Raw genomic sequence first — 18,170 nt, 5'->3', positions numbered from 1 at the left:
AGGTGGGTGCGCAACTGCCGAGCACCGGGCCAGTGTCGTCACCGCCGTCTCTTCAAGTCGACCAAATCGCGGGTAGGTGATCTAACCTGCACTAATGCTGCCCCGACGTGAGTACTCGGCTGATGCCGAGGTCATCGAGGCATGCCGCGCCCGCGGGGTGACCGTCACGGCCCGCCAGCTGGAGCGGTGGCGACACTGCCTGCAGCAACGAGAGGTCGTGTACGTCCGCGGCGTTCGCGGGTCACGCACCGCCAACCCGCCTGGCTACGTGGATCAGGTCATCGCTGTCCATGACCTCGTCGCGACAGGTGTGTCACTACGCGAGGCGCCGATGGTGTTGTTTGCCAGCGGCTATCCCATCGAACTGGAGTCGCTTCGGGCCGCCTATCTGGATTTGTTTGGTCGACTATCTCAGGCAGTCAACACCGTCGCCCCCAGCATCAAGGGCGCAGCGTTGGATCCCGGCGAGCGGGCGGATGCGGTCGCGGTCGCAGTGGTCGGCAAAGTCCGACGTGGTTCACATCTGCACCGCTGGGAACAGCGAGCGCGCCAATCTATGCAACATGGCAAAAAACGGGCGGACGTGCGCGCGTTCCTCGGTGGGGCGGTGAGCGCCGCGATGGCAGGCCTAATCGAAGGGGAAATGGCATCGCCGAAAGGTGCACACGAAGCATTGATTGTCGCTGGGCTCGATGTCGTGCAAGACCCTGCTGCTGTCGCCGAGAGTCTGGCCGCGATCGACCTGCACGCACTGATTGACGCCGTCGCGTCGGCCCAGACAGCCGACTGGGTCACAGCCCGCCAGGATCTCCAAGATGTCCTGCACGTCGCCGCCAGTTACCAGCGGGTTGAGGCAACTATCCGGCCGAACAACCCCCGCCTCCCTGGGCTTGCAGACACCAGTGCGGACGGCACCACTCTCTATGTTCACATCCCAACCCTGCTTGTCCTGGCCACCGACGAATGGCGCACAGCGCTACAGCAGCACCTCACGATGCTGGAGGCAGTCGAGCGGCTGCTGGCCGACCTCCCAGCCGAGTTCCACAGCTATCTCGACCAGCAAAATCAGGGTGAGCTGGCCATCCAGTCCGCAAGCTTCCGCCACGAGCTCGTCGCGCGACTTGTTGCCTGGTACGAAGCACATCCTGAGGACGCCAGAATTTTGGGTCTTGCACCTCCCGACGTGGCTTTGTCTGTGCCCACGAAATCGTCAGCAATTACCTGATCAACAACGCGATCGACAGCCTGACGCATGGCGAGCCCGAATACCTGTTGACAGCCTCGACGTCCAGTGTCTTTCCGTCCGCCAGGTGCGAGGCCCATCGTGCCGATCGAGTTTCACTTCGGCGACACACAGTGCGAGCGTGTACCTGGACTGCGTGCGCCGATTTATCCTTTTTGGTCGAGCGGCGTCGGCGAGCAGGGCGTTTGCTATAGAGATGGGAGCGGGCGATGTGGGCGGACAACGAGGCTGACGTCGATCTGCTTGGGTTCGACTTCCTGGTGGATAGCCTGTACGTGGCGGTCACGGAGCCGAGGCTGCTGCCGGTCACGGTTGGTTTGCTCGGTGATTGGGGTTCAGGTAAGAGCAGCCTGATGGCGATCACCCGCCGCGAGCTCGAACAGGCCGACAGTGACGGTGTCGCATCTCCGTACCTGTGCGTGTGGTTCAGCCCGTGGCAGTACGAGGACTACGACGACGTCAAGGTCGCGCTGATGACGACGATCCTCGACGCGATCAGCACTCGAATCTCAGAGGATGCACCCGCGCAGCAGGAGGTGTCCCGGTTGCGCAGGTGGGCACGTGGCTTCGGCCGGGCAAGTCGACGAACTGTCCGTGGAGGGCTGCCGGTCCTGCCCACTGCAGCGGTACTGGCCGCACAAGGGCTTGATCCGACAATGATTCCCGCATTGCTAGAGATGATCAAGGCAACTGCCAACGCGACCGCCACCGAGGGCGCCAAGCTTCTGCAAGACAAGCCAGCGAATCCCGCGAGCACGGAGTCGATCACTGACATCGGGCAGTTCCGTACCGAGTTCCAAGCCTTGGTGAAGGAACTGGCAGGCGTCAATGCCATCGTGGTGTTCATCGATGACCTCGACCGCTGTCTCCCTGAGACAGTCGTGGACACGTTTGAGGCGATCAGGCTCTTCGTCAACACCTCGAAGACGGCCTATGTGATCGCGGCGAATCAGCCGGTGGTGGAATCCGCGATCGACTCCCGGTATCCCGAACTGGTCCGTGACGGGGTTGGCATCGGCGCGAACTACCTGGAAAAGATGCTGCAGCTCAAGGTAACCATCCCGCCGCTGTCCGCCCCGGAGGCCGATACATACATGAACTTGCTGCTGGCTGAGCTCCACCTTGCCGGCGACCAGTTCGCCAAGGCCGTCGCCGCGACCCGAGAGCGACGCTCGGCGGGAAATCTGCAGGTCGCCTTCAACTTGGGCATCTGCTCGGACGTTCTCGGCGACGTACCGGATGCTCTAGTCCGGGATTTGACGTGGGCAGCTGATGTCGCCGAGGTGCTCGGAAGCGGACTACGCGGAAACCCCAGGCAGCTCAAGCGTTTCTTGACCAACCTGCTTCTCAAGCAACGCAGCGCCGCACGACGCAGTATCGAGCTGGAGCTACCGGTCCTGGCCAAGTTGATGGCCCTGGAAGAGCAACACATCAACGAGTTCCGGCGGCTGTTCAGCTGGCAGCTGGGAGCCGCAGGACCGATCCCCGAACTTCGTCTGGCAGAAGAAGCGACGCGAACGGGGTCTGCCACTGCCTCGAATACTTCGGAAGACCCTCCGGATGTTTCGTCTGACCGTCGGCAACGCAGATCCGTTGCAAGGCAGGACAACCCCGATTCCGATACTACCGATCGAGGTCTGGATGGTGGCATGCCCGAGGATGTACAGGCGTGGGTGGACAAGCCTCATGTCCGCGCATGGCTGCGCCTCGGTGTGTCGCTCGGCGAACACGACTTGCGGTCCTACTTCACTTACTCGCGAGACAAACTGACACTCGGGGTCGCGGTCACTCGCCTACCCCAGCATCTGCAGGAGTTGCTCGCCAAGGTTCAAACCGAGGTGGAGGCGACACGGCTTAGCCTGAATCCACCGATAGACCTTGTGTTGATCTTCCGGGGTGTTCTGGTCATGTGTGGATCTTGGGTTTTGGTGGTGGGCATGGTGAAACGGCTGGCTTGTCCAGCGTGTCCACGGGAGGTCTCCGGTCGGGCCCTGGCGGGCGGGTGGTGAAGAAAAGGTCAGGCGGCGGGTGGGCTGGCGGCGGTGTGCAGGGTGGTGAAAGCCTCGGCCCAGGGCCAGTGCTCGGGTAGGTGCAGGACCGGGCGGCCTTGAGGGCGGGCAAGGCGGGCTGGGACGCAGACGAGGTGTTTGCGCAGTGTCGCGCCGCGGGCTTTGGCGTGGAAGGTGCTGGTGAGGCTGCCTGCGGCGCGCAGCAGGTTGTGGGCGAGGGCGGTGCAGACGACCCACGCGGCGTTGGCGTCGAACTGCCCCGATGGCAGATGCGCCAGCGGGCCGTCGATGAGGTCGGCGAAGGTCGTTTCGACGATCGCGTGCTGCCGGTGGGCGAGATCAGCGTCTACTGTGGATAGTTCGGTGTTGGTGAAGAACGCGTGGTAACGCCAGATCGGGAACAGGGCGTTCTCGGAGTTCTTGTCCTTCACCCGGCGTACCACCAGCCGGGCGGTGATGACGTGGCGGGTTCCGGCGAAGGCGGTATAGCCGGTCTCGGCGACCTCGGCGTCAGAGATCAGCTCGCCGGTATCGGGATCTTCCACCGAACCCGGGTAGCGCACCGCGACCCACGCGTCCTCGGCGATCGCCGTGATGGCGGCCTGGATTGACGGGTTGGTCGCCACGGTGATCGAGAACATCGCCCCGGCGCGGCGTGCGGCACTGACCACTGTGCCGGCGTAGTAGGCGGAATCGCCGCGGACCAGGATCCGTCCCGCGCGTGCCCCGGCGGCTTTCGCAGTGTTCAGGGCTTGGGTCAGTAACCTCGCCGCGCCCCGCGCGGAACCGGCGTTGCCTGCCCGCAGACGGATCGCGGCGACGAGGGGTGCGGCCAGCCGGGTGGAGATCGTGACCACCAGCGGCGAGAGCCCTCGCAGCAACAATTGGTAGCCACCGACTTTGGCCGGCCCGAACCGCGCACCTCGTTTCTGGGTGCCGTACACGCGGCGCAGCAGCGAGTCGATGTCCACAAAGGTCATCTGATCCGCCCCGGCCAGCACCGGGGTCTTCGCCGCCAGCGACACCAGCATCGCGCGCAGCACCGCGGCCAGTTGCAGCGCATGGCCGTGGGTGAACGAGCGCAGAAACGATCCCAGCGTCGAGGGCGCGTACACCCCGGTGAACAGACGTTTCATCCCGCCGTGGCGGATCACGTCCAGGTCATCGATACAGTCCGCGCCCGCGAGCATCCCCGCGACGATCGAGGCGACCTTGCCTGCCGGGCTGGCCCCAGTCGACGGGATCGGAGCGTTCGTGATCTCTACCTTCTGCGCTACCAGTTCCGACATGCCCGCCCGCTCGGCCAGCGCCATCACCGGCACGATCCCGGCGCAGGACACGAGATTCTCCTCATCGAACCGCACCGCCGCCCGCGACCACCTGTGCGATAATTTCACTGAAAGTGCCTTCCATCCCCGGGTGATAATCGAGCCTCAGTAACTCGTATTATCGCAGGTCAGAAGGCACTTTCACTTGTAACACGCCGCCCCGAACACCCACTCATCAGTGGATTCAGGCTTAGTGCCTGCGACCTCATTGCAGCGCTTCCTGACAGCGAACGGCTGGAATTGCTGGATGCCTTGCTGGATACGTTGAACCGCAACCCTGGCGGGCCAGCATTCATCGCGGCCCTTGACCTTGTCGATCGCGCCTCCGACACCCTGACCGCGGTGTGCGATGCCCTCATGCGGATTCCGCCCAACGCAGTGCCACTGAGGTGGGTGGCTCGAGCAGTCATGCGTTTGCCCAAGTCGGACCAGGGCGCAGTCGCGGTTCTTGACAAGTGGGAGACCAGCGACGTGGCAGCTTTGAAGAACGTGGTCTCGCGGGCACGTGAGGCCCAAAGCCGCAGTGGCCAACGGTAATGGGCACGTCGACGGATCGCACAGCAGGCCGCGGTGGCGCGTGGACCCCTCTGAAGCACGCGACGGCCTCCTATATCCGTGGTCTGAAATCAGGTTCGCCTAACACACGCAACTACGCGTTGCGTGTGCTCGCGCGCCACGTTCCAGTGCTGGGTGGTAGCTCTGGTGCGGCGTCAAGTGCTCGGGCTGGCCGAACCGGCATTCAGCGACTCGGGGCGCTACTCGGTGGAGTTGGCGACGCTGGTCTCGAATCCACGCTCGCATCGCTGGGCCTTGCCAGTCTGATTGGGCGCAGTAGGTATGACGTTCTCGACGCGCTGGTCACCTTCGTGGCGGGCGACGGCGGCGATCTCGAATCCCAAGCGGCCCGTGACGCGATGTGCGTCGTGCTAGATCACGTCTTCGTCGACGCAGACATGTGGGATGAGTTGGCCGACGCCGCTGATACGGCGGTGTCGCGGGAAAACCTGGTGTCACTGCTGGAAATGTTCTTGGCTCAATACGTCTACAACCGCGTGCCTGTCGTGGCCGAGGCGCTGAGCCGCATCACCGATCCACAGGCCGCTCGACGAGCGGACGAGAACATGCGCCAAATCATCCAAGATCTTGTGTCGCTGCGCCTTCCCGAGGATCCGTTCACTGTGGACTGGTCAGGTCCGCAAGGCCAAGAGATCGCTGAGGACGCCGTTCGGATCGCATACGAGACCCCTCCAGAGTTTGGAAGAAGGCCAGCGATGACTATCTACCTGGTACGCACCGATCTCTCTACGCCCGTCACCGAACCGGACGATGTGAGGCTTCTCGATTGGGCGCCCGCACGTACCGCCGCCACCATTCAAACCGGTGACGCGGGAGTAGAGTTCTTCACGGGTTGGCGCGCTCCACGTGCTGCGGCCGATCTCATGATGTTGGGAGCAGCAACCTATTGCGCGGACAAGGTCACTCTTCGCGGCGACACACCAGATTGGTGGACTAGAGACATCACCGTACGGCTTCCCGTGGCCGACACCACAGCGTGGCGTGAGGCCAACTTCGGCGAAGTATTGGGGTTTCTCACAGGTGACCACTGGCAGATCAACCCCTACAAGGCCGCCCGGCATCCCGTCGCCGGTCTTCCGGGTGTGCCGCGAAATGTGCAACCTGTCGGACTCGACATCGATGGCGTCTGCTTGTTCTCCGGAGGTCTCGATTCGCTTTGCGGGGTAATCGATCTCCTCGAAGAGGACCCTCAACGCCGCTTGTGTCTGCTGTCCCACAATGAAGGCGGCAAAGCATCCACCGCCCAACAGGATCTTTTCAGCGAACTGGGCGCCCACTATGGCCATGGGCGTATCACGCGGCGCCCCTTGTACCTGCGGCCAGCGCCAGCCAACGGCTACCAGACACGCCCGTTGCCACATCCTCGCGAGAACACCACCCGCTCCCGCTCCTTGCTGTTTCTGACCACAGCACTGGCACTCGCCGCAGCACATGGTCCCACGGTGCCGGTCTACGTGCCAGAGAACGGTTTCATCGGCATCAACGTGCCCCTCACGCGCGCACGCGTGGGAAGTGCAAGCACCCGCACCACCCACCCGCACTTCATGGCGCAACTCGGTGCAGCTGCACGGACTGTCGGAGTCGACAATCCGATACTCAACCCATACCGGCTGCAGACCAAGGGCGAAATGCTTGCCGGATCACGGAACCCGGAGCTACTCAAACGGCTCACGCCGATGAGCATCTCCTGTTCGCACCCAGAGACCGCCCGCTTCCAGCGTCGCCTGCAAGGTAACTGCGGCTACTGCTTTCCTTGTCTCATCAGGCGTGCCTCGCTTGCACACGTGGGGTGGGATGACAACGAGTACCCGTGGAACGTCCTCACCGACGAAGCGCTCTTGCGTAAGCGTCGCTGGCGGCGAGGCGCCGACCTTCGGGCCGTGATTACCGGCGCATTCGCTGAACGTCCGGATCGAGACGTCCTACTCAACGGGCCGCTCCCACTTGGAGAACGGTCCGCTTTTACCGATGTGTGGCGCCGCGGAACCCAGGAGCTTCGTGACTGGCTTGTCGCTGGCGCCCAAGGCGAGTTGGCAACGCTCGTGGACTCCTTGGCGTGACAACACAAGGACTCGTCGACACTCATTGTCACATCGACGCCTACGACGACCCCGTTGCGGTACTGGAGGAATCCGCTGCGGCTGGTATACACATCATCGCTGTGACTGAAAGCCCTGACAGGTACAGGTTGCTGCGCACCCGCTTGGGCCGACGCTCTAAGGTCGATGTCGCTTTGGGCTATCATCCCCTCCGAGCCGGCGATCTGACGCCGCACGATCTCGTGCGATTCTTCCGTCTCCTGCCCGATGCCACATGGATCGGCGAGATCGGCTTGGACTTCAGCCAAGTCGGGCGGGCAAGTCGCCAGCAGCAACTCCGTGCTTTCGACGCCATACTTGCCGAACCCCTCCTGCAAACCAGGCCAGTCACTGTCCACAGCCGCGGCGCTGAGCGGGATGTCATTACCCGCCTCGCTCAAATACGCGTTCCCGCGATCATGCATTGGTTCACTGGACCACTCGGCGCTGCGGAGGACGCACTCGCAGCCGGGCTTTCGTTCTCCGTGAATCCCGCAATGGTCAACACCCAGAAGGGCGCGGCCCTTCTCCAACGGCTTCCCCCGGACCGAGTCCTGCTAGAAACCGACGGCCCGTTCGCCACTTACACCGGCCGACCAGCCCGACCACCTGACCTCGTCAGAGTCGTGCGGATTCTGGCGCACACGTGGGCGATGTCAGAACAGCAGGCCACGGCAACCATTCTCGCTAACCAGCAGAGGCTCCTCGGCTACCGCACGTGAACAGCCAGCCGTGGGTGGGTAGGACCCGAACAAACTCCGACCGAGACCTCACGTTGTCCCTTTACCCGCCGATCGTGGTGCCCGCCCGTATCGTCGGCAGAATCCATCGCTGTGTTTCCACATCGTCGTCAAAGGCGCACTTCAGGCGCTGGTCAGACAGCCCAGCTGAGTGATGTGCGACAAACTCACGGGAGTTGTAGATCGTTGCCCGATTGAACTCAACTGGCGTGATCCTTCGCGAGAGTTGCCCACGCGGTGTGAGAACCAAACCCAACTCCGGTGCGAGCGGCACGGTGATCCGAGCACAAGTGTGAAGCGCAACGCCAATGCCGTGCCGCGTCCATGCTTCGGGCATCGAGGCAACCTCACCGATAGCTACGCCCCACATCGACACCACATTGTCTGCGACGACCAGCTTCGGTCCGGCCGGCCGATACACCCGCCAGTGCCAGCCCGCGAGCATGCCTTCGATTGAGCAGAATCGCTCCTTCGGGTCGAACGCGTCTCGCTGCCGAGCGAACCAGGGATCCAACACATTAGTCACGATGTTGAGCAGCCCGATCGAACGGGTGAAGTCGTCGACCGGGGTATCACGCCCTAGCACTTCTCGGCGCACGACCTCCAACAGGAACCGGCTGCGTGACCACTGCAGCGCGATCAAGAAACCCAATACCTCGCGCTGAGCGGGTGTCACCGAATGGACTCGGCTGGAGCGCAGCTGCGTGACCACTCCGGCAGCCGCGCTCTCAATCTCGGCCATCCCGATCTCCAAGGAGGTGTGGTCAGGTTCCCGGTGCGGCCAGAACAGGCTGTGACCGAAGTTCCTGTGCCCAACATCTCTGGCACTGGCAAAGAAGTGCTGCGGCCGATCGGTCCGGTGCACGACAAGTTGCCCGCGGTCGTCGGCGAAGTTACGCAACAGGAACTGCGGCACGTAGTGATGCTTCTTCGGCACGGACATGGCGTCCTTCACGCAAGCTGGGAGACAAATCCTGCGACAGTAACTACTTCCCCACGGTTGACGCTGACTATTTCGACCGCTGCCCTGGCTCCCACCCGCCGTCCACGAACTTGACGCCCACGGCACCTACTAGGCCGTGTCTCAAAGTCGTAGCCACTCGTTGATCGCTGCGACGGTCACCGTGGCCTCGTAGCGAACGGCGAGTTTGTCGTAGCGTGTGGCGACGGCTCGGTTGCGTTTAAGGCGGTTGATCCCGCACTCCACGGCGTGACGTTGCTGGTAGATCTGCGGGTCGAACGCAGGTGGCCGACCACCCGCCCGGCCTTTGGCCTTGCGGTTGCGTTCCTGGTCGACCTTCTGCGGAATCGTGCATCGAATGCCGCGAGCGCGTAGATAGGCCCGGTTGGCGCGGGAGCCATAAGCCTTGTCCGCCAGCACCCGACGCGGCCGGGTCCGAGGCCTGCCGTTGCCCACGCGAGTGACTCGAATCCGGCCCAGCACCACCTGAAACTGTGGCGAGTCTCCCCGCTGACCAGCCGTCACCACCAGAGACAACGGTTTCTGTCCCTGCTCGGTGGCCAGATGCAGCTTGGTAGTCCATCCACCTCGTGACCGTCCGAGCGCGTGATCAGCCGGTTCCGCGTGGCCGACACCACCCGGCGGTTCGTTCTGCGCATCCCCTTTTTCCGTGCCCCGGCGGCGTGCTGATGCGCGCGGGCCACGGTCGAATCGACACTGACATCCCAGGTAATCAGCCCTTCGGCATCGGCCCGAGCCTGTAACCGGGACAAGATCCGAGCCCAGACACCCGACCGCTGCCAGCGCCGGAACAACCCATACACCGCCTGCCACGAACCATAAGCCGCGGGCACGTCCCGCCACGGCGCACCCACCCGGACCCGCCATCGAATACCGTCGATGAGTTGACGTTTCGTCCATTGTGGTGGGCGGCCAGGTTTCTTCCCGACCGGCACGAGGGGTTCCAGGATCGCCCACTGCGCGTCGGTCAAGTCTGCCCGCCCCGTCACCGCTACGCTGGCCACGAGGTCTCCGGTGTACTGGTCTTCTTGGTCGACGACCGATCTACCGGAGACCTCATCTATTTGATCAACAACACGCCGACACAGCCACCACTCGCCATGTCAGCTGGTCAGCACTTCGAAACACCGCCTAAAACGCGGTCCTAAGGATCACCCGCCTGGATGCAGGTTTCGCTTTTGCGAACGCGACCCCATTTCGCCGCTGGCGACGCGATCCTCCCAAAATCCTCCCAATACCCCAGTTACCCGCCAGTACAGACCACTGTGGACGGTCAAGGCATGATCAAAACGCGAGCATGAAAAAGCCCTCTGACCTGGTGAATTGTCCAGATCAGAGGGCTTACCTTCGACCGTCGGGACGACAGGATTTGAACCTGCGACCCCTTGACCCCCAGCGGGACAAGGGGTTTCCGCGGGCATCCCGCCCAGTCCATTTCGGCCGGTCAAGTCCGGAGAAAGTCCAGGGAAGGGCCTCCAATCCGGTCCCGTCCCACAAGTCTGTGAGACGTGCGTGAGACGGGACCCGAGCCTCAGAGGTCCTTTCAATGAAGAACACCACCCCAAGTCCGGCGGCCATGGCGTCGCTGCAGCAAGCGCCCCGCCGCATCCGCCCACCGTTCAATATGGACAGTCCCGAGCCCTCGATCGAGCACCTCGCAGGCGACCAATGGCGCGCTCATCGTCACAATGATCGAGTCGCCGCGTTGCTCGAAGCGTTGGACGGCGTCGAGTTGGGCACGTACGACCGACGCATCATCGAATGGTTGGCCGGCTGGGACGTATCGACAGTTGGCACCGTCGCCAGCCTCTTCTACCGCGCCCGCGCCCTGGACGGTGCCCGATGAGCATCGAGGCGATCAACTGGGCGCTCAACCACGCCCCCATCCCCACCGACCGCAAGGACGCCTCGACGCTGGCGATCACTCTGTTGGCGCTCGCCAACCATGCCGGCCCCGACGGCCGTGACGCATACCCGTCAGTCGACCGGATGATGCGCTACACCCGACTGTCCCGACGCACGGTCCAACGTTCACTGCGGTCGCTGGAGGAACTGGGTTTGATCCGCCAGGGCAACACACGCGTACGCGACGCCCATATCCCGGAAGCCAATTCGCGGCCGCAGGTCTACAACCTGGTGCTGTCTACCGGGTTGTCCACAGACTCGGGCGGGGAGCGTCGGCATGACGCCCCTCTGACCAGCAGGGGGCGTCAACAGAAGCGACTGGGGGCGTCAGCAGCGACGAGCGGGGGCGTCAGCATGACGCACAAACCGTCCTTTAACCGTCCAAGAAACCATCCCGCGTCGAGCGCGCCCGATGGGCGCTCGACGGTGCCATCGGAGTGCGGACAGTGCGACGCCCGTCCCGGTGATCCGATCTCCGCTCGCGTGATCTGGCTCGATCACGACCACATTCGCTCGACCCCATGCCCGCGCTGCGCACCGCAGCGGCTCGGAGGCTCACGATGACCATCACTGCGCCGACACCCGAGCCAAACGACGACGATGTAGAGCGCGCTGTGGCGCAGGTAGAGAAGTACGTGGCCGACCACGCTATGCCCGGCAACAGCAAGCGGGTTCAAGAACTCCGCGCCGAAGTCGACGAAGCGCACGCTTTGCTTGCACTTCAAGGAGACCCTGCCCCGCTGTTGGTCGACACCAATCGGGTTCGGCGCTCCCGCAAACGAGCCGCTGAAGCTGCACAGTTGCATGCGCTCGCACGGAATCCAGCGGCGCGGGCGTGGCAGGCCGCCCGCGTCCGGCTCGTGCTGACCGCCGTCACGTTGGCTGCGCTCGTAGGCGCGCTCGGTTGGTCGACTACCGGCGTGCACTACACGCTTACCCGAACCATGACCGAACGCAACGCGGCATGGTGGGGTGCGTGGGCAGTTGAGCCAGTCATCTCTGCTGTGCTGTTGGCAATAGTGACGGCCAAGGCCTATCTCGCGACACACGGTCTGGTGTTGAAGCACCGACATCTGACCGCGGTCGAGTTCGGCGCCCTGGCCGTGACTCTCACGCTCAACATCTGGCCGTACACACCATGGCAGGTCGACCGCTTCGATTCCATGCAACTGCTTGCCCACGCCATCGGCCCACTCGTCGCAATCGGTGCCGTCACCGTCTTGCCGATCATCTGGAGCGCCTTCGCCAGCCTCGAACTTAATTCCCTACCGGTAGGCACTACACCCCAGGAGTACAGCGAGAACGTCGCTGAAGATGGCGCACCCACCGAGCGAGCTACCAACACCCGTACTGCCCTACTGGTGAAGCGGGCCCAACTGATGATCGCCACCGGTCAACTGCCAGCCGACCCGTCTGCAACTCGTCTGCGCGGCACCTTGGGGTGCGGCACCGACACAGCCCGCGAAGTACGCGACGCACTACGCACGACGGGCCTGCCATGACCTGACTCCAATAAGGGTAGATGGATCTTCAGCACCGTTTCGCTGGCCGATACTGGGACAGCCGTAACCCTTTCGGGGTATGTCATACGCCCATTCGGGTGACACTTCGGTCGTCTAGATAACGTCCTGTCACAACGATGCGAACGAGTCACCAATACACCGAACGGCCTAAGAGGTAGTCGGATGAGCGACTCTGACACTCCCCCAGCGGAGCCACTTCGTTGGACAGCCCTGAACCCCTACTTGTCGGTAGTAGTACTCGAATGTACGACTAATGATCCAGTCAAGGCATTCGCAGAGCTGACCACACTCCTCGCCAAACCAGCACGTCGCCGTGTCGGGCGCCTTGTCAGAGTGGTGGCAACTGGAGCGGCTGGCCCACTCGCCACCGATACTCTGAACGGGCTCGGTCCCGTGTCTGCCCTAGGAATAGACCAAGTCTGGGCCTCAATCCGGCAACACAGTGAGCCACCACCGTGGGCAAGCGTCGACTCTCCTCACATGAACACGATTCATCTACTAACAGTGGCTCTCAGACGAAACGGCATGGTAGCCGTACATACAGACGAGAGCACTCGCTCGCGGCTCCAGCGGTGGCTAAATCGGGATAAGACGGCTCCATTTCGACGCATCACCCCCGAGATCATAGAAGCAGCTTTGCTTAGCGGCAAAGCCAAAGCGTTGTGGCTGCAGGGTACCCATGCTCGGCGTCACACAAAGGCTGACATCAAGAATATCTATGGACTTGACCTACGGGAGGCACTCCGCCCGCATGAAGACGCGTCCTACGCGCTGGGTGCAGGCAGGTCCGAATTGACAGATCATCCCGATCGAAAAGTTTTGACCGGCACCGTCGGCGCAGCACCGGGGAGTTCCTCTGTCTGGCTCAGGACAACACCAGACTTTCCAACTTTCGTCGCGGGAAACGTCGAGCTATTCGCCGCGCTCGAAGCTGATCAAAAGAACGAGAAGCCAGCGGGCCTGTCAATGCTTGCTCGACCAATTACCGATCTGTCGCGCGTAACTAGCGCTTATGAGGTTATGATCACTGATCCCGCCATGCTGGCTCTCGACATCGACGATGACACTTTTGCCGCAGCCAGACTTTTCCAGGAGAATGCAGTTAAAGTGATTGGCGACCCATCGTCCGCTAGGGCAACCTTGACGATCGGCACACCGGACGGGGAGCAGTACACCTTGACTCTTCAGCCACAAGCCGCACCTAACGGCTTTGTCCTAGTACGGCAGCAGCACAGTGTTATGTCTGTTGATATGTGCGGTGTTGTCGCTGGTAGTGGCTGTGACGGGCGCGGGTCTGGTGGCGTCGGCGCCAGGTAGACCAGTGCTGGATGTGTGCTCGGGGGTGTACTGGACGGGTGAGGGTGGCCCAGAGTCGTCGGATTTCGTTGCAGGATAACGGGATCAGCCGATCAGGATCGGTTCTGGCGCCCCCTTTTCCGGTGTCCTATAGCGTGGTGGTGGGGTGCGGATGCGTTCAGTATGGGCGGTCACGGCCAGGAACGCCGCGGCGAGCATGGCCAGGGTGATGTGCCGGTACCACGCGATGTACTTGCGGACTTGATAATGGTCCAGCCCGGTCTCGTTCTTGGCGAACTGGAAGGTTTCCTCCACCGCCCAACGGGATCCGGCCACGCGCACCAGTTCCGCGAGTGGCACCGGACCGGCGGTGTGGCAGACGTAGTAGGCCAGATCGGTCGGATCGCTGATCGAGCGACGCACCAGCAGCTGATGCCGCTCGCCGGGACCGGGATCGATCAGCAGCCAGTCATACAAGCGGTGGCCCTTGCTGCCCCGCCCGGCCGAGAGCCGCTGCCAGCCCCGCGCCGGTGCCCGGCCGGCCAGCACGTCCGCGCGCGCCGGCCCGGTCGGCGTGGTCACCTGGTAATCGCAGGACACCGCCAGCACGTAGTTCACCGCCTGCTCGGCCAGCCAGTCGCGCAGGGCCGGGTTGTCGCCGTAGAGCTCGTCCGCGGTGAACCAGCCCACCGTGACCCCGGCCTCCAGCAGCCGGGCGAGCATCCGGCGGGCCAGCTCGGGTTTGGTCGCGAACTCGACCTCGTCGCCGATCCCGGCCTCGCGACAGCGATCCCGGTCGGCACACCAGGACTTCTGCGGCAGGTAGAGCTCCCGGTCGATCAACGCCCGGCCATGCCGGGAGACATAGGTCAGAAACACGCCGACCTGACAGTTGTCGATCTTGCCCGAGGTGCCGGTGTACTGGCGTTGCACACCCGCGGATTTGGTGCCCTTCTTGATGAATCCGGTCTCGTCGCCGACGAACACCCCACTCGGGTCATCCAGATGCGCCAGCACGTAGCCACGCACATCGTCGCGCACCGCCTCGGCGTCCCAGCGGTAGAAGTTCAGCAGGCGCTGCATGCCGTCCGGGCTGCTGTCCCCGGCGAGCTCCGCCAACGACCAGGAGTTCTTGCGCTCCACACCAGACAGCAGCCCGAGTAGGTACTTCTGAGCACGGGCACGCGAATCGGCCTGCGCGAACCGGCCAGCTACCAGCGCGAACATGTCATCAAACCCGGCCCGCCAGCGGGCGAAACCCTCGTCTACTACAGTCTCTGACGCGGCCACCGCGTCTTCCTCGAGTCCAATCACACCTCGAAGTTGATCACGCGGTGGCCGCACCCATGATCACGACCCCACACCAAGATCACACTGTGCGGCTGTCGTACTAGACATAAACTCCAAGGAAGGGGCAGCCAACCCGGTACACGAAGCAGCAGAGTCACTGCAGGACGCAGGTCTGATCGCCGTATATTACCGCTCCGGCCACACATACCGAGATGGCAGAATATTCCAAGAGCGGATACCTCGGACATCATTCCCCAACTGGCGATTCTGCGATTTTAACGGCTACTACGTCGACCATGAAAAACCATCCGCCCAGGGCACGCAAGAGATCCACAACAAAACAGGAGTGGACGGCGATAAGTCGCTGTTTGCATGGGTCGTAGAGAACTACAAAGACGGACACCTGATCTGCGACGATCAGTCAGGCGAAACGGCTGACTTCCTTCACATCTCAGCTTCTTCGAGAACCCTAAGCTTCATCCACGTAAAGAAATCAGGGAGCAGTAGCGAGCAGCGCAAAATCTCCGCCTCAGCGCATGAAGTCGTCATAGGCCAAGCCGTCAAGAATCTGATATGGATGGATTTTACTGCGCTTCGCACACGACTTGAATCGCCGCCCATAGAAGAACCAGCCTGCTGGAACTCGGGAGTCAAAGGGTCAGACCGAAGCGCATTTCTCGCCGCATTCGATCGCCGCGACGCGACCAGTCGAACAGAGATCATTATTGTCCAACCTCACGTCAGAGAAGCACACTACAAGCACCTTCACGAAAACGGGTTGGATCATGAACAGATAAGCGAAGATACCCTGCGCCTACACCTACTTGAAGGCCTGCTAAATGCTGCACGATCGACAACCACCAGTGTCGGAGCAGACCTTTTTATCATTGGTAGCTCCGATTGACGAAAATCCTCAAATGACCCCATCGGTATAGATCATCATAACAAGCCGTCTATACACCACGAGTGTCCAACGGTTTAGTAATCTAGTCATCGGGCCTTGACATCATCGATGAATGAGTGCCACGCGGCAGATGTGAACGCAAGAATTGGGCTTTCAGCTCCAAGTTTTGTGTCACGTACACCAACCACGTCGGTCACAGACCCAACCTCGACACAGCCGTTCTCCTGGCCCTGGCTGAAGCTGGCTTTGTGCCAGTTGGTCGCGGTGGCGAGGGCGGTGATGGCGTCCTCGTACCTCATGGTGATCACAAATCCTTTGCTATCTGGCGGATGAACGCCGGGGAGTCTTCGGGCTTGATGGCCTGCACGCGCAAGCGAGTCAGGGCGTTGCGGTACCTGGTGATCTCCTCCAACTCCTCGTAGTAGTAGCCCTTGACGAGAGTCTCCACGTAGACGCAACCCGGATAATTCTCCAGCTCCGGCGGCGCGGACAGCAGCGTGAACGTGCCCTCGGTTCCAGTGTGCGCGCCCGCGTCCAGCGGAACGATCTGCACATCGACGTTCGGTCGCTCGGCGAGCGAAGCCAGGTGCTCAAGCTGAGCCTTGGTCACCTCACGACTGCCCACGATGCGCCGCAGAGCGGCTTCATCGATCACTCTCCATACCCGTGCCGGCTGGTCGCGCTCCAGAACCTCGCGTTGACGAGCCATGCGCAACTCAACCAACGGCCGGATGTCCGAACCAGGAAGATCTACGTAGCCAGCTCGGATCACGCCCTCGGCGTAGTCCGCGGTCTGGAACAGCCCTGGCGGCACCAACGCATCCCAGCCCTCAATCTGCGGTGACGAGGACTCCAAACCGAGGAACAGATTGAAGTAGCTGCGGACCGAAGGGCCGAAGCCGATCCACCAGTCCTTGCCCTTCTTCGCCATGTCGCGCAAGTCGTGGAAGAACTCGGCCCGCTCGGTCTGGCCGTACAGCTCCAGCAGCTTGTCCAGCTCCAGGGGTTTCGGCAACGAGCGACCCGACTCGATGTGCCCGACACCCTGCGTACTGCCCTTGATCGCACGTGCGGCGTCCTCGCGGCTGAGGCCCTTGCGGTCGCGCATCCGCCGCATCTCGACGGCGAACCACCACTTGAGCGCAGTCGGACTCTGCGATGCCGCCACTGCGACCTCCTCTCGTCTCAAGCATCGGTCTGCAGTGCTCCGATCTTCATCCGATCGGAGCACTTACATTTTGAGCGCGCTCAGTTGTAGCGTGCTCAATATGACTCGGCTCACTGTCTAGCGTGACGCTACTCGGTAGTTGAGGCCTTGCCAGGGAGGACCCGCCCACACATCCAGGGAGTCGTGATGGCCGAGGACCAGCTCATCACGCAGCACGATCTGTTCGTCGTCACCGCCAACGACGAGCGATTTGGTGCCCCGAGCGCTCAGCGAGCCCACAGCGCGGTGAACGAGCTGCGTCATCGGTTCCCGGGCAGCAACTTCTCCTGGATGCTTTCGCCGGATGCTCCGGCTCCAGCAGAGTTCTGTGGACGGTACCGGCGCCTGAACGGACTGGCCGAGTCCCAGAGGGTGGCTCACCTGTTTCTGCTCACGCCTGGCTTCGCCATCACCGAAGCCACTGTGCTCACAACGTTGTGCGGCGCATCGATTCGCGCCGACATCCTGGAGATCTTGCCTGGATTGGCCAACGGGATGCCGTGTTACTCCTGCCTCGCTCTCATCCCAACTCCAGATGGGCCGAGGGCTGAGATTGACCAAGGCACATCGGCGTTGACCGAACTCGGCCAACGACACACTGAGCCCCGCTGGCCTGAGGTCGACGGCGATCCCGGCCCTGATACGCCGATCGCTCGCGCAGTTTGGGCTGACATCACCCAGAAGCAATGCGAAGCCGATGATCCATATCCGGTCCCGGTGCAGTCGTCGCCTCCCAGCGCACCTCCGGACAACGACTGGTTCAGCCCGGTTGTCCCAAGTCCTGCGGGCCTCGATGCCTGCGGCAAAAGTTCGTGCTCCCAGAAAGGAGAAGACGTTTCAGGCACGCAGTGGTACGGCTAGTGATGCTGCCGTTTCCGTTGCGAGTCAGGCAATCCAGCGTCATCTGATCACCTAGGAGGAACGTCATGCCAGCAACCAGTGCACCTACCGTGGCCGTTGCCGCGGAGTTCGATCTCGACCTTCGAGTCATCACCGACGTCGACCCAGGTGTAGCCGCACCATGCGCCACGGACGACGGGTGCGATCCCACGTGTGCGTCGTCCTGCACCAGCAACGCGTGAGTTGACC

The 18,170-nt window shown here is 62.4% G+C and carries 17 protein-coding genes; 11 read left to right on the top strand and 6 right to left on the bottom strand.

The window, feature by feature from the left end; genetic code table 11:
* Positions 1–268 precede the first annotated feature (268 nt).
* A complete protein-coding gene (locus tag LWC34_RS45610; protein ID WP_233731522.1) occupies positions 269–1,225 on the top strand; it encodes a hypothetical protein in 957 nt (318 codons plus the stop codon).
* 227 nt (positions 1,226–1,452) lie between these two features.
* Positions 1,453–3,252: a KAP family P-loop NTPase fold protein gene (locus tag LWC34_RS45605; RefSeq protein WP_233731521.1), complete on the top strand. Its 1,800-nt coding sequence runs from the start codon at positions 1,453–1,455 to the stop codon at positions 3,250–3,252.
* A gap of 8 nt (positions 3,253–3,260) precedes the next feature.
* Here LWC34_RS45605 and LWC34_RS45600 read toward each other — a convergent pair whose 3' ends face one another.
* Positions 3,261–4,649 carry an IS1380 family transposase gene (locus LWC34_RS45600; protein WP_233722400.1) on the bottom strand — a complete coding sequence of 463 codons (1,389 nt, stop codon included), beginning with the start codon at positions 4,647–4,649 and terminating at the stop codon, positions 3,261–3,263.
* A gap of 467 nt (positions 4,650–5,116) precedes the next feature.
* Between LWC34_RS45600 and qatC the strand changes: the two genes are divergently transcribed.
* Together qatC and LWC34_RS45590 are read left to right on the top strand one after the other, a co-directional pair.
* Entirely contained in the window at positions 5,117–7,216 is a 2,100-nt protein-coding gene (qatC, locus tag LWC34_RS45595) for a Qat anti-phage system QueC-like protein QatC (RefSeq protein ID WP_380210970.1), read from the top strand.
* Positions 7,213–7,956, top strand: a complete 744-nt coding sequence (locus LWC34_RS45590; RefSeq protein WP_233731519.1) for a TatD family hydrolase — start codon at positions 7,213–7,215, stop codon at positions 7,954–7,956. The genes qatC and LWC34_RS45590 overlap by 4 nt, the downstream gene beginning before the upstream one ends.
* Before the next feature lie 61 nt (positions 7,957–8,017).
* Here LWC34_RS45590 and LWC34_RS45585 read toward each other — a convergent pair whose 3' ends face one another.
* Together LWC34_RS45585 and LWC34_RS45580 are read right to left on the bottom strand one after the other, a co-directional pair.
* On the bottom strand, positions 8,018–8,917 hold the full coding sequence (locus LWC34_RS45585) for a DUF4238 domain-containing protein (protein WP_233731518.1): 900 nt from the start codon (positions 8,915–8,917) through the stop codon (positions 8,018–8,020).
* 141 nt (positions 8,918–9,058) lie between these two features.
* A protein-coding gene (locus tag LWC34_RS45580) for an IS5 family transposase (protein WP_417448671.1) occupies positions 9,059–9,960 on the bottom strand; the annotation gives its coding sequence in 2 pieces (ribosomal slippage) (positions 9,059–9,595 and positions 9,598–9,960; 900 coding nt in all).
* 542 nt (positions 9,961–10,502) lie between these two features.
* On the opposite strand from LWC34_RS45580, the gene LWC34_RS45575 reads away from it, so the two are divergent.
* The 4 genes from LWC34_RS45575 (at position 10,503) to LWC34_RS45560 (ending at position 13,701) form a co-directional block, all read left to right on the top strand.
* Positions 10,503–10,802 (top strand): hypothetical protein, encoded by a 300-nt coding sequence (locus LWC34_RS45575; RefSeq protein WP_233731517.1) that lies wholly within the window; start codon positions 10,503–10,505, stop codon positions 10,800–10,802.
* Positions 10,799–11,425 (top strand): helix-turn-helix domain-containing protein, encoded by a 627-nt coding sequence (locus tag LWC34_RS45570; protein ID WP_233731516.1) that lies wholly within the window; start codon positions 10,799–10,801, stop codon positions 11,423–11,425. Before LWC34_RS45575 ends, LWC34_RS45570 begins: the two co-directional genes overlap by 4 nt.
* Entirely contained in the window at positions 11,422–12,363 is a 942-nt protein-coding gene (locus LWC34_RS45565; protein WP_233731515.1) for a hypothetical protein, read from the top strand. The genes LWC34_RS45570 and LWC34_RS45565 overlap by 4 nt, the downstream gene beginning before the upstream one ends.
* Before the next feature lie 501 nt (positions 12,364–12,864).
* Positions 12,865–13,701 carry a hypothetical protein gene (locus tag LWC34_RS45560; RefSeq protein ID WP_233731514.1) on the top strand — a complete coding sequence of 279 codons (837 nt, stop codon included), beginning with the start codon at positions 12,865–12,867 and terminating at the stop codon, positions 13,699–13,701.
* Positions 13,702–13,785: 84 nt separating this feature from the next.
* On the opposite strand, the gene LWC34_RS45555 is transcribed toward LWC34_RS45560, so the two are convergent.
* Positions 13,786–14,907, bottom strand: a complete 1,122-nt coding sequence (locus tag LWC34_RS45555; protein WP_233726403.1) for an IS701 family transposase — start codon at positions 14,905–14,907, stop codon at positions 13,786–13,788.
* Positions 14,908–15,316: 409 nt separating this feature from the next.
* Between LWC34_RS45555 and LWC34_RS45550 the strand changes: the two genes are divergently transcribed.
* Positions 15,317–15,874: a hypothetical protein gene (locus LWC34_RS45550; protein ID WP_233731513.1), complete on the top strand. Its 558-nt coding sequence runs from the start codon at positions 15,317–15,319 to the stop codon at positions 15,872–15,874.
* Positions 15,875–15,960: 86 nt separating this feature from the next.
* Here the strand turns inward: LWC34_RS45550 and LWC34_RS45545 are convergent, their stop codons facing one another.
* Entirely contained in the window at positions 15,961–16,173 is a 213-nt protein-coding gene (locus LWC34_RS45545) for a DUF397 domain-containing protein (RefSeq protein WP_233731512.1), read from the bottom strand.
* A 5-nt stretch (positions 16,174–16,178) separates the two neighbouring features.
* A complete protein-coding gene (locus LWC34_RS45540; protein WP_233731511.1) occupies positions 16,179–17,042 on the bottom strand; it encodes a helix-turn-helix domain-containing protein in 864 nt (287 codons plus the stop codon).
* Between the two features lie 186 nt (positions 17,043–17,228).
* Here LWC34_RS45540 and LWC34_RS45535 point away from each other — a divergent pair, with 186 nt between their 5' ends.
* Positions 17,229–17,942 (top strand): hypothetical protein, encoded by a 714-nt coding sequence (locus LWC34_RS45535; protein WP_233731510.1) that lies wholly within the window; start codon positions 17,229–17,231, stop codon positions 17,940–17,942.
* 65 nt (positions 17,943–18,007) lie between these two features.
* Positions 18,008–18,163, top strand: a complete 156-nt coding sequence (locus tag LWC34_RS59165; RefSeq protein WP_372496780.1) for an FxLD family lanthipeptide — start codon at positions 18,008–18,010, stop codon at positions 18,161–18,163.
* The last annotated feature ends 7 nt before the right edge of the window (positions 18,164–18,170 follow it).

Origin of the sequence: Kibdelosporangium philippinense (assembly GCF_021390435.2) — a bacterium.
GTDB lineage: Bacteria > Actinomycetota > Actinomycetes > Mycobacteriales > Pseudonocardiaceae > Kibdelosporangium > Kibdelosporangium philippinense.
The sequence above is the reverse complement of the archived record's forward strand: the minus strand, read 5'-3'. Positions and strand labels throughout refer to the sequence as shown.